This window comes from Nitrosopumilus sp. (assembly GCA_029862745.1).
Lineage (GTDB): Archaea > Thermoproteota > Nitrososphaeria > Nitrososphaerales > Nitrosopumilaceae > Nitrosopumilus.
In genome coordinates, this window is sequence record JAOTWS010000005.1 from 76,068 (window position 1) to 88,899 (window position 12,832).

Here is a 12,832-nt window from a genome sequence, read left to right on the forward strand (position 1 = left end):
GTTAACTATAGAATATCGATTTAAAGGGTTGGTGTATTCTTTGAATTTATTCTAAATGTGTAGAATTGTAACTACGTGAAAAATTAACTATGGATTTCTATATTATTTTATAATTCAATTACAATTGATGCTCGTTCATTTTCATCTAACTCTTGTTTGACTGCATTGAGTATGTGGGAAGATGATGTTAAACTAGAATAATCAATCAATTTTAAATCATTGATCAGATATACTTGCGGGGCAACATCATTATTCCTAGATTCTAGAAAATCATCTAATTCCTCAAGTATGGACATTTTTCCACCTTGGAAAATCTTTCCATTTTTTAAATATTTTTTCATTTTACCGAATCTATCAAGTATGAGAAATGGATGACGATGTTTTTTACTAAAAAGATGTTTTTCGGTAATATGTCCAGCAAATACTAGATAATGATCAGATTCAAAACTAAGATCAGTTAATTCTTCTGAAATTTGGAGTATTTCACTGGCTCTACTTTTTGCTTCATGTAATGTGAAAACATTCTTTGTGGTTTCTACACTGTCGAGTTCTACATTTCCGATAGCAGTTATTCGTAAAATAGATTTGTCGGGGATATATTGACTATCAATTACAATTGATTCAGGAACTGCTCCTTTACCAATCATCATTGCATGAATTTTTTTATGTGCCTGGTTGATCAATTCTGGAGTTGGATCAATTAATGTCTGTTCAACTTCTTCTTGCAGCATTGATGATGCAACACCAATAGATGATATGACTTCGGCATGTTTTGCCTTTTGGTATTGTAATTGTAGTTGTTTTGCCACAAATGGTACCAATACAGATGCACCCCCTCCACCACCAACTATTTTTGTTGTTTGAGGATTTAGTTTAAATTCTTTTATAACTTTACTAATTGTTTTCATTATCTCAAAAGAGGATGTTTGGATTATGGACTGGGCAATTTCGATAAATGTCACACCCAGTTCTTTTGCTAGAATCTCAATAGCAATTTTTGCAGATTCTTTGTTTGCAAATGCATAGTCATCACCATCAATCATCCCCAAAGCGTTAGCAGCGCATGTGTTTGTAATAGCATATAGTCCACTTTTGCACTCAATTACGACATATTCATCATCGTTTTCTTTAGGTCTAATCCTAGTTACTTTCCCTTTTTTTAGTTCTTCAGGATCTGCAAAGCAGGAATATTTTAGTCCAGCAATATGGGCACTTCTAGGCCCTATCTTCCACACTCTATTGTCTTTGAGTCTAACCATGCTACCTCCTGCAACTCCTAAAATTCTCACATCCATAGAACGAACACATGTTGGATGATCTTTAATTGTGACATACTGAAATTCGGGTTTCCCATTTTTAATTATACAGATATTGGTACTAGTTCCACCTACCTCTACAAAGATACCATTAGTGACTTTAAGATGAAGAAGTGCCCCTGCTACACTTGCTGCAGGACCAGACAGGATAGTGAGGATAGGTTTTATTTTAAAAGTATCGATGCTTGTGACGCCTCCATCACCTTTCATTATCATTAATGGTGCTTTAACTCCTACATCGCGAATTGCTTGTTCTACAAAATTTGCAACTTGGAAAGTTTTAGGTAACACACTTGCATTAATTGCACCTGTAAGTGTTCGTATTTCAAGCCCATAGGTTCCAGAAATTTCATGCGATGCAGTAGATGGCATATTAAGGTCTGCGGCATTTTTCATTACAAACAATTCATTTGAAGGATCATCTACACCAAATGACTCGGTCGCAACAATCACTTTTGCACCCTTATTCTTTAGATCTTGTATAGCATCTTTCACTTCTTCTTCAGAAATCAAATGGGAAGTATCCAAAAATGTATGACATATCTTGATGTCTTGCTCAGAATTAATTTTTGTATCTTGCAAATTTGTGCGTTTGATGACATCTTTCTTTTCAGGACCAACACCCATAGCAATTATTCCAACTTTGGAAGTGTCCGATTCTAACAGAGCATTGATTGCCTGAGTAGTACTATGAGAAATCAATTCTATGTCTTCTAAATTAATTTTAGATTCATTCAAAATATTTGAGATAGTCTGCACTATTCCTTCAGAAACCCCTTTCTTGGAGGTGTGGGTGGTGGGTACAGTGGATTTTGAAACAATCAATCCCGTTTTATTATCTATTGCAACAGCTTTTGTAAAAGTTCCACCCACATCAATTCCAATTCTAATTCTTTGTTTATTGGGTATTTTTAACACCTCTAGATTTTCTCATAGATGCCAGTTGTCTTTCTTTATTGGGCCTTAACACCAATACATATGACGATGCAAGTAAATAAACTCCCAATAGCATTGCTTGTGCAATTACAGTTTCTAATGTGGGATAAATTCCAGTCATAGCTGCTAGGTTGATGTCCAATCTAGGAATTATTCCGATCATACTAGTGTATGGAATAATATCTAGTATCTGAAGTTCTCGTATGGCATTTCCTAAAAATGCAATTGATAGATATGCACCAACACCCATAGTCAATCCAAACAAGGCGCGTAATGGTAATCGTTTTCCAAGTTTTTTCATCACATAATATAACCCCAATAATGAAATAATACCCAAAACAAAACCCAAACCTACATACATTTCCATGTATTTTGCAAAACCCGACATCGCTTGATAGAACAAGACAGTTTCAAATCCTTCTCGATAGACGGTAAAAAATGAAAGCATTACAAAAACCATAACACTACCAGTTGTAGTTGCCTGCCACACCTTGGCCTTTACAAACTCCATCCATTTTTTATGTTCAATTTTATTTAAAACCCAAAAACTCACATAAAACAAAACAGCAGTTGCAGACAATGCAGCTATTGCTTCAATTAATTCCCGATTAGCCCCTGAAATTTCAATTATATACGATGCAATAATCCAAGTAATTGCAGTTGCTGCAAATGCTGCAATGACGCCATAGTAGATGTATTTTTTCAGTTGATTATTCCTTGATGCTTCAAGATACGTCATAATTGCACCAAGAATTAAGACAGATTCTAATCCTTCTCGGAAAATTATTGCAAATGACGAAGTAAATGCTATTGAAGGCGCCAAAGAACCTGTTCCGCTTACAAGTCTTTCAGATTCATCCAAATTCCTATTTATTTCAATCACTACATCTCTTACTTTTTCCAAATCTTCTTTTTTATCGATAAGATTTCGCAGTTCTGCAAATTGATATTCTACCTCCAGAGTGAAATCAGGATCTATTGCCCTTAGTGGAATCTCTACAAATTCATAACTGTCCAAATATGCTATTCTTGCTGTAGCATAAGCAGACTGGAAGTCGCCGTCACCATAAAAAATTACCACATCATCCAAGGAATCTCTGATAAAATCAACTTCATTTCTAACTATAGATTTTGCTTCTTCAGTTGAATCACCCATTTTTTTAAGATCCTGATCTGAAATCTCAGTTTGTGTTAATACAGATGAGTTTATGATTAATTGTTTAGAGATCAAAGATTGTGATTTGTTAAGATCCGGAACAATTTTTTCATCTAAAAATTGCTTAATCTCATTAGATGTCTTTTTATTTTTTATCATGTCACGTAAATTTTCACGCATGTCAATCTCAAGAGTATAAAGTAAATCCTTGTCAATTTTTTCAATTGTTGGTTCTAAGTATTCAAAATTATCAAGATACGCAATGATGGCTTTTTCTTCAGCCATAACATAGTCTCCTGAATTAAGTGATTCAACAAGTTCGTCATATATCTTGTAGATGTTTTGATATAGTTCTAATTGATCAAGGGCAACAGTCTGAGTGCCTAAAACATCTTTTTGTATGGCAGTAATCAAACTACTTACTTTTACAAAATCTTCCTTTTTCTCTGCAAGATTGTTTAGATCCTTGAAAAAAGATTCAATTTCTAGATTAAGCCTATCATCAAAAGTTGTTTCATCAAGCAAACTTTCAGATTTTTGGATTAGTTTTAGAGCAATTTGGTATGATACTTCATCATTGTTTTGAACTCCCTTCTGATATCGCTCATCTGCAATTGACAGCAAATTGACAATCACATAATTTATTGAATCTTGTTCATGTGGAATTTTTCGGAGTAAGTTTAGATTTTTATCAATTTCTGACAATATTTCAGCATTTGAATTAATTTTTGAATTTAGATCTAACAATGAAATATGAATCTCATCTACATGTTCATAACCCGTCATTCTGAGTGTTTGGATATATTTGCCAAAAATTTCTGAAGAGAATGTAGAGTATTTCTTTGCATCTTCTAAATTATTTAAAATCAAACTGTCTTTGGTTTGATCTAATCCCAAGGACGTAGATTCAATAGCGGTTCTAATATCTCCCGAGTTTGAATATGCATATACCCCATCAATACTGATTGTAAATACAAAAAATGCAAGAAATATTACTATAATTCTAGTTTCCATAATGAACAAGTCGAAAATTCTATAGAAGGTATTTAAATTTCTGATTAATTCTACAATCATAGAATGAAAATATTTTAGATATGTAATTAAAATTCTAGAAGTTTATTCTAAAACTAAATCCTGCACTTCTGAAATTACTGGTTTTTTATTAAATAGATTACTTTAAAATTTTTTAGGATAAAAAAATGGATCCATTGTAGACCAAAAAATTTGATATTATGCATAAGATCTTTAATGAATTATCTGATCTAGAATCCCGGCATATTTTATTTTCAATTATCAATAAATCAAAAAGCGTAGTTGCAATGTAAAAAGAATTGACAATTCCTAGTAGTTCAGTGTATAAAAAAATTCAAGATCTTGAAGGAAATACATTAATTTATTCTCAAATAACATTTACAAAGAATAAACTCAAAACAAGATTGTATTGGAGTAGAATAACTAATACAAAAATCATCATTTCTAAATTTGAATCTATAATTACATTTTAAAAAATTACCATGAGCGAATTGCTTATGTTCAAAATTTATCTACTGACTATTATTTTTACGATTTATCTAAAATCCCATATACTAAAGGCAAGTGTATGAAATACTATGTTACACAGCAGGAATAATTTGTGTATACAAATATTCAGTGATTGCTATGAAAAATCAAATTTGAGTGTGTAATTATAATCTGTTTAAAAGTAAAAATAAAAAGTTTTATGCAAATAATGTTGTCTCTATCTTTTGTACTGGATGTTTGAATACATCGTTGTGAATTGTAGCAGTTATCTCTTTCTTAAAGATCATATCACATCTGTAACATTTCCAGACTGTTGTGGTTTGCATAATGTGATATTTTTTCTTAAAATATAATACTGTCGTATGAATCATCACTAGATACAGGATAGGATGAAATCAATTTTCTGGTTATTATGTTATACTTTAGAATTGGGCCAAAGTTTACCCAATCCTATATGATATGATAGCTTAAACGGTTAGATGACTCTGTCGTATGAATTACTATTGATATGAACAAATTTGTATAAAAGAAAGCGGTAGAATTTATCCATACAAATGATCAGCAGGATCTAAATACTATCACACTAATCAAACGTTATCCTAATCTTTACAGGATCTGTCACCAAGATACTACCGGTAGTTTTTGGTCTTAAGATCCAAAATTATATTTCTCTTTTTCAAATTAAATTTAAAACAATTTACCCTCTAGCTTCTATTACCTATGAGTTTCTGATCTTCCCATCTTCATCATAATCTTTGATACTATGAAATTTCATGATGTCCGTAAGAATTTAACATAGGTGATTTTTGTTGATCTATTGATATTTCCCAAAAACACACAGATTACTTAGATATTTTTCTCTCAAGTCTGTCTTCTAGTGGTATTTCAATTAAATCTCCCATTCTGAGATTCTTTAATCCATACGCAACTGCTTTTGCACCTTCATCGTCTTTTTCTAAACCTAGTAATGACATTAAATACGCTGCACCTGTTTTTCCTGCTAGTTCTCCAAAAACAATTCGTCGTCTGTTTCCTACTGCTCTAGGTGGAATTGGCTCATACGCTGCAGGGTTTCTAAGAATTGCTGCAAGATGTGTACCGGCTTTGTGTTTGTATGCTGAGCTCCCAACAATTGGTTTAGAATCATAAGGTACAATCTTTGTGTATTCTTCAATTAATCTAGATAGATCAAGTAGCATGTCTAATCTCAAATCATTTGGTGATTTGTAAAGATATGTTAAGGCTACTGCCACTTCTGCAAGAGGTGGAATTCCTGTTCTTTCTCCAATACCGTCAATGGTAGTATGAATTTGATCAACTCCTGCATCACATGCTGAAAATGCATTTGCAAGTGCAAAACCAATATCATTGTGAACGTGTGCATCTAATGGTACATCTACTACCTCTCTGACTTTCTTAACAAAATTGAACATCCCAATAGGACGCAAAATTCCAACAGTATCTGGAAGACTAATTCTATCAACACCTGCTTTTTCTATTGCCGTGCAAACTTTTAGCAAAAATTCTGGCTCTGCTCTACTTCCATCTTCTACAGTAAATCTGATTTTAAGACCGTGAGACTTTGCATACTCTACAGTTCCAACTGCTCTCTCAAGTGCCTCTTCTCTTGAAATTCGTAGTTTGTCTTTTAGATGTATATCTGAAATTCCTAAATATGCTGCACACCACTTTGCATCACAATCTAATGAAGTATCTATGTCTTCTTTTAGTGCTCGTCCATGGGAAACAATATCTGCTTTTAATCCTTGTTTGATAATTGTCTTAGTTGCCTCTTTGTGGTCGCCTGATACAACTGGTGATATTTCTATTTGATCTACACCAAAATAATCTAACATCCACGCAATCTGAATCCTTTGTTTGTTTGTAAACGAAACACCAGGGTGTTGTTCCCCTTCTCGTAAAGTACTATCTAATATTCGTATCTTCTTTGGAGTCTTGTCATATGCATTGTAGATGTTTGCATAGTGATTCGGATCTTTCATTACTAAAATCGGTGAACTAGATCGATGATATAAACATATTCGTACTATTTTCGTTGGAAATAACTAGAAATGATCCTATATTAGTTCATTATTCAATTTATAATACGAAAGTCGTTTTACACTATTTTTCTCAAAATTATTACGGTATTGGTATCTACAACACCTGGAATTTTTCTTAATGCGTCAATTGTATTGTTGATCTCAGAAATACTTGAACCACTCATTATTGTTGTAATGTCATATTGTCCCGTTATCTCATAAACTGTTTTTATTCCGTCCAACTTGGCAAGCTTCAGAGAAACTTTGGATGTGTCCATTGCGGAATCTACTGAAACTAAAACAATTGCACTTGTTGTATTTTCCTCGCCAAGTTCTAAAGTAAATTTTTTAATAGTTTTGTTATCAACTAAATTTTTTACACGTCTTCTAACTGCTGATTCTGATAACTTTAATTTTTTTCCAATGTCTACAAATGATTCTCTTGCATCTTCTTTGAGGTAACCAATAATTTTTTCATCTATACTGTCTTTATACATTAAGTTTTTTCTCCTCTTCAGTTAGTACAATATCTAAAATATCTAAAACTTTTCTTATATCATCTTCGGATATTACTAAAGGAGGAAGAATTCTTAGTATGTTTCTGCCTGAGTATAGCATGAGAACTCCTTTTTTTATCAATGCCATCAAAATACCTTTTACTTCAAATTTCATCTCTACTCCTATCATTAGTCCCATCCCTCTGACTTCTCTAATTATGGTGTGTTTCTCTTTTAGTTTTTCTAAACCCTCTCTGAATATTTTTCCCATTTTTTCAGAATTTTCAATCAATCCATCCTCAGTTAATGCCTTAAGTGCTGCAATTCCTGCTGCACAAGATAATGGGTTACCACCAAATGTTGATGAGTGTTCTCCTTTACTCATTGTAGCTAAAATATCGTGTCTTACAAGTGTGGCTCCCATTGGAACTCCACCTGCAATTCCTTTTGCAAGGCACAAAATATCTGGAGCTGTATTCCAATGATCACAAGCCCAAATTCGTCCAGTTCTACCAAGACCAGCTTGTATTTCGTCGAAGATTAACAGAATTCCTTTTTCATCACAAAGTTTTCTTACTTCTTGCAAAAATCTCTCTGGTGCAACATTTATTCCACTTTCACCCTGTATTGGTTCTAAAATCACAAATGCAGTATCTTTATCAATTACTGAACGAAGAGATTCAATATCTCCAAATGATGCGAAGGAAACTTTCTCAACAAGTGGTTCAAATGCTTTTTTATATTTTGGATTAAATGTTAATGATAATGCTCCCAGTGATTTTCCATGGTATGATCCTTTCATTGCCACCATTCCTTTTTTACCTGTAAACTTTCTTGCAAATTTTATAGCTGCTTCAATTGCTTCTGCACCGCTGTTGTTTAGATGAACTTGTGTGAGTCCTTTTGGTGCTAATTTGATAAGTATTTGTAAAAATTCCTCTCTTGTCTTGTTGTATAATGAACTGTGAACTGTAATGATTTTGTCAATCTGTTCTTTGATTGCATTGTTCACTCTTTGATTTTGATGACCCACTAGTGATACTCCATACCCTCCCATACAATCGATGTATTCTTTTCCGTCTACATCCCATACATGACATCCTACCCCTTTTTCAATTGTTACTGGAAACCTCTGATAGAGATTTCCCATGAATTGATCTTCACTCATTTTTTATTACCGTACAGTTATCATGTGCAATTGCCGCTGATATAGGATTTTCTTTTTGACCGTTTGCAATCAATGCCTCTTTTACTCCCATATCTAGTGCTTCAGTAGATGCTAGGATCTTCTTTTCCATACCTGGTCCAATTTTTGATCTGATCTCTTTTGCTTCAGCAAGCGTCAGTTTTGTAACTAACATATCATCCATTAGTAATCCATCTACATTTGTGATGAATAATACTCTGCTACAACCCACTTTGCCTGCTACATATGCTGCAGCTCTGTCTCCGTCAACGTTGAGGAATTCTGATTCTTCGCTGATGGCAATGGGTGAAATTACAGGTGTTAATCCTTGCTCTAAGAGTAATTTGATAAATTTGGAGTTGACATCGGTGATTTTTCCAGTATATCCGCCGTCAATTGCCTGTTTTCTACCTTTTTCATTCATTATGAGAAGTTTCTTTTTTCTATCGGCTTGAATTATTTTTGCATCTACTCCTGAAAGACCAATTGCATTAACGCCATTTTTCTGAAGCATCTGAACTATTGTTTTGTTTATTCTGCCAGACATTACCATTGTAAAAATCTCTGCAGTTTCTTTATCCGTATATCTACTTTTGATTCCACTTGGTGATGTTACAAACTTTGGTTCTTTTCCAAGTTGTTTACAAACTTTTGTGACTTCTTTACCTCCACCATGAACTAGAATTATTCCTTCAGTCTCTGCAATTTTTTTAATGTCTGTAATTATGGACGGGTGGAGATTATCAACAACACTTCCACCAATCTTAATTGTGATCATTTCTAAACAGGAGTTAGTGGAGTATATCTTAGTCCATCCATTTCATCAAAGCCACACATAACATTCATGTTTTGAATAGCAGATCCCGCTGCACCTTTCATCAGATTGTCTGATGCAGACATTGCAATTAATCTATTGTTGTCTTCATCTATATCAAAACCAATATCACAAAAGTTTGAACCAACAAGGAATTTTGGATCTGGGAATTTGTATAATCCTTTTTTATCTCGAATCAGTCTGATGAATTTCTCTTCTCCATAAACTTCACGATATAATTTCCACAATTCTTTTTCTCCAATATCTTTTTTCAAGAATGTGTGATTTGTACACAAGATACCACGAACTACGTCAACTGCATGCGGACTCATCGAAACGCGAATTTTCTTTCCTGCAATTTCGCTTAATTCTTGTTCAATCTCACCAGTATGTCTATGCTTTGCTGGTTTATATGGTCTGATAACTCCTGCTCTCATTGCATGTGCAGTTCCTGAACCAGAACCTGCACCTGATGAACCAATCTTTGAATCAACTATGATGTGTTCAGTGTCAATAATATCATTTCTGATTAATGGTGCAAGTGCAAGTATTGATGTTACTGCCATACATCCTGGACATGAAACAAGCTGTGCTTTTTTGATTTGCTCTCTGTGTAATTCAGGAACTCCAAAAACTGATTTTGTTAAATAATCTGGATGTGGATGTTCCCAGCCATACCATTTGTCATATGCTTCTTGATTGTGTAATCTATAGTCTGCACTCAAATCAATTATTTTGATTCCTCTGTCATATAGTGCCTTTACAATCTCAGTCGCAGTCCCATGAGGAACTGCTGTGAACACTACATCACATTTGTCAGTTAATTTGTCATAATCTAATTCTGAAAAAGTCAGATCGGTAAATCCTTTCAGACTTGGTTGAACTCTGTGAAGATATTCTCCAACATGTTGTCTTGATGTTACCATGCTGATCTCAACATCTGGGTGATTGACTAAAAGACGAAGCGTCTCTCCACCTACATAACCTGATGCTCCTACTATACCTACCTTCAACATAAACCTCCTCGTGAAGACCTATAATTTATTTCCTAACGTAATCTAGCGTAAATTTTACCATTTCTTGTGGTATATTTCGTTGCGCAACTCTTGCCAGTCCCTTGAATTCAACTGTGTTGTTGACTTCATGAATGACTAAACCTTTCTTGTCATCCTCCATCATGTCAATCCCTAAAATTCCACCACCCATTGCTTTTGATGCTTTGATTGCCATATCTTCCATCTCTTTTGTGATCTTACAAAGTTCTGGATCTGCACCCAATGCGATATTTGTCTTAAAACCACCAGATGATTTTCTGTACATGGCTGCAATGGCTTGGTCTCCTATTGTAATAATCCTGATGTCTCTTGGTGGTCTTTTGATTAATTCTTGTAAATAGTAAATCCTGTCGTGTGGACTATCTGTAATGTCTCTAATTTCAAAAACTGCTTCCATCGTGTCTTTGTCTTTTAATGGCATTACTCCTCTTCCCCAACTTCCAATTACTGGTTTGATTACCAGAGGAAATCCAACTTTTTCTAAATTCACTGCTGCACTCTCACTTGAGAATGAAAAATATGTTTTTGGTGTTGGAATGTTATGTTTTTTCAATAATAATGTCATAAACATTTTATTTCCACAAATATTTGCAACTTCAAACTTATTTAGTACTGGAATATCTAAAAATTCTAGACTTGCTGTAAAATGAAGACCTCTGAAATAACTAACACATCTTTCTAAGACAACATCTCCTAAATCATAGTCTTCTTTTTTACTATCTGTGTTGATTTGAGTGATTTTTGCGTCTAACATCACTACATTGTGTCCTAGATCGATTGCTTCTTTCTGAAGCATCTTTTCTTCCGCTCTTAGGCGGTCAAACACGATACAGACCTTTGACATTACTCTCCCCAGTCTTCGCCTACGCTTTCTGCTTGCTTAAGCTCAACATTTGATCCATCTTTTTTTGCGATTTCAAAGTCAGCACCACAATCAGGACAGGAGACTATTTCTCCAACTGAGGCATCCTCTGGGATATTTATTATTGCATCACATTCTGGGCATTTCATATTTTTTTTGAACTTTTCTTTTGTAATTTATTAGCTTCTGTAGACTGCATTCCCCATAACTCTACAAATCCTTTAGCCGATCTTTGATCAAATGTAGATTCTGTTCCATATGTAGCAATCTTGTGACTATACAACGAGTTCTTGGACTTTCTTCCTACAACTCTGAGACTTCCTTTGAATAACTTGAGTTTCACAGTCCCAGTAACTGGTTTTTGTGATGCTTCAATAAATCCATCTAAATCTGATTTAAGTGGATCTTGCCATAATCCTGAATATGTTAAATATGCCCATTCATCATCTATTAATGATTTAAATTTATTTTCATGTTTAGTGTGTACCATTTTTTCTAAATCCATATGTGCTTCAATTAGGCAGGTTGCTGCTGGGGTTTCATAAACTTCTCTTGATTTAATTCCAACAACTCTGTCTTCGATATGGTCTACAATCCCAACACCTGCATCACCTGCTTTCTTGTTCATATACTCAATTAATTTTTGACCTTCCATTATCTTTCCGTCCACACCAATTGGGATTCCTTGTTGAAATTGTATCTCTAAGTATGTTGGCTTATCTGGCAAGTTTTTTGTTTTAACCCAAATGAATGCATCATCTGGTGGTTCGTTGTATGGGTCTTCTAATACCCCACCTTCAATTGCACGTCCCCATAAGTTTTGATCAATACTGAATCTTTTTGCAACAGCATCAATTTCTATACCGTGCTTTTTTGCAAATTTTAATTCAGTTTTTCTGTCTAGATTTTTATCTCTAATTGGAGCTATGATTGGAAGGTCCGAACCAGAACGTAGTGTGATATCAAAACGTACTTGATCATTTCCTTTACCTGAACAACCATGTGCAAGTGATGTGACTTTTTCTTTTTTTGCAATTTCTAATACTTTTTCTGCGATAAGTGGTCTTGCAAGAGCTGTTGCAAGACAATACTTTTTCTGATAAAGTGCATTGGCTTTAATTGCTGGAAAGATGTAATTTTTGACAAATTCTTTCCGTGCATCTACATTGTAGTGTTTTTTTACTCCGAGTTTTTTTGCTTTGGCTGCAATTTTTTTACTGTCATCACCCTGTCCTACATCTACTGTTACTGTGATTACATCCATGTCGTGTTCTTCTTGTAGGTATTTTACAACAACTGAAGTATCTAATCCTCCAGAAAATGCAAGAATTCCTTTTTGAGTCATAAAACATCTTTTCCGTCGTAATTTGGAATTTATCTTTTGTGTTGGCGGATAATTTGATAATTTTGAAAAAATTTCTGACTAGCTTGAGCTAAAATTCGATGA

The 12,832-nt window shown here is 34.0% G+C and carries 10 protein-coding genes; all 10 read right to left on the reverse strand.

The features are described 5' to 3' along the window. Window positions 1-107: 107 nt before the first annotated feature. The 10 genes from OEM44_06675 to OEM44_06720 all read right to left on the reverse strand — a co-directional run bounded on the left by OEM44_06675 (window position 108) and on the right by OEM44_06720 (window position 12,730). On the reverse strand, window positions 108-2,234 hold the full coding sequence (locus OEM44_06675; protein MDH3516481.1) for a methylhydantoinase: 2,127 nt from the start codon (window positions 2,232-2,234) through the stop codon (window positions 108-110). Further along, the gene (locus tag OEM44_06680) at window positions 2,215-4,422 is read right to left on the reverse strand and encodes an FTR1 family protein (protein ID MDH3516482.1); all 2,208 of its coding nucleotides are present in this window, start codon (window positions 4,420-4,422) and stop codon (window positions 2,215-2,217) included. Before OEM44_06680 ends, OEM44_06675 begins: the two co-directional genes overlap by 20 nt. A gap of 1,349 nt (window positions 4,423-5,771) precedes the next feature. Further along, window positions 5,772-6,932 (reverse strand): 2-isopropylmalate synthase, encoded by a 1,161-nt coding sequence (locus tag OEM44_06685; GenBank protein MDH3516483.1) that lies wholly within the window; start codon window positions 6,930-6,932, stop codon window positions 5,772-5,774. A gap of 116 nt (window positions 6,933-7,048) precedes the next feature. Further along, a complete protein-coding gene (lysM, locus tag OEM44_06690; protein ID MDH3516484.1) occupies window positions 7,049-7,468 on the reverse strand; it encodes an HTH-type transcriptional regulator LysM in 420 nt (139 codons plus the stop codon). Then, window positions 7,461-8,636: an acetylornithine/succinylornithine family transaminase gene (locus OEM44_06695; GenBank protein ID MDH3516485.1), complete on the reverse strand. Its 1,176-nt coding sequence runs from the start codon at window positions 8,634-8,636 to the stop codon at window positions 7,461-7,463. The genes lysM and OEM44_06695 overlap by 8 nt, the downstream gene beginning before the upstream one ends. Next, window positions 8,629-9,432 carry a [LysW]-aminoadipate/[LysW]-glutamate kinase gene (locus OEM44_06700; protein ID MDH3516486.1) on the reverse strand — a complete coding sequence of 268 codons (804 nt, stop codon included), beginning with the start codon at window positions 9,430-9,432 and terminating at the stop codon, window positions 8,629-8,631. The genes OEM44_06695 and OEM44_06700 overlap by 8 nt, the downstream gene beginning before the upstream one ends. A 2-nt stretch (window positions 9,433-9,434) precedes the next feature. After that, window positions 9,435-10,481 carry an N-acetyl-gamma-glutamyl-phosphate reductase gene (argC, locus tag OEM44_06705; protein ID MDH3516487.1) on the reverse strand — a complete coding sequence of 349 codons (1,047 nt, stop codon included), beginning with the start codon at window positions 10,479-10,481 and terminating at the stop codon, window positions 9,435-9,437. Window positions 10,482-10,509: 28 nt separating this feature from the next. Then, window positions 10,510-11,367 carry a lysine biosynthesis protein LysX gene (lysX, locus tag OEM44_06710; GenBank protein ID MDH3516488.1) on the reverse strand — a complete coding sequence of 286 codons (858 nt, stop codon included), beginning with the start codon at window positions 11,365-11,367 and terminating at the stop codon, window positions 10,510-10,512. Continuing rightward, entirely contained in the window at window positions 11,367-11,534 is a 168-nt protein-coding gene (gene lysW/argW, locus OEM44_06715) for an alpha-aminoadipate/glutamate carrier protein LysW/ArgW (GenBank protein MDH3516489.1), read from the reverse strand. The genes lysX and lysW/argW overlap by 1 nt, the downstream gene beginning before the upstream one ends. Then, window positions 11,531-12,730 (reverse strand): argininosuccinate synthase, encoded by a 1,200-nt coding sequence (locus tag OEM44_06720; protein MDH3516490.1) that lies wholly within the window; start codon window positions 12,728-12,730, stop codon window positions 11,531-11,533. The genes lysW/argW and OEM44_06720 overlap by 4 nt, the downstream gene beginning before the upstream one ends. Window positions 12,731-12,832 lie beyond the last annotated feature (102 nt).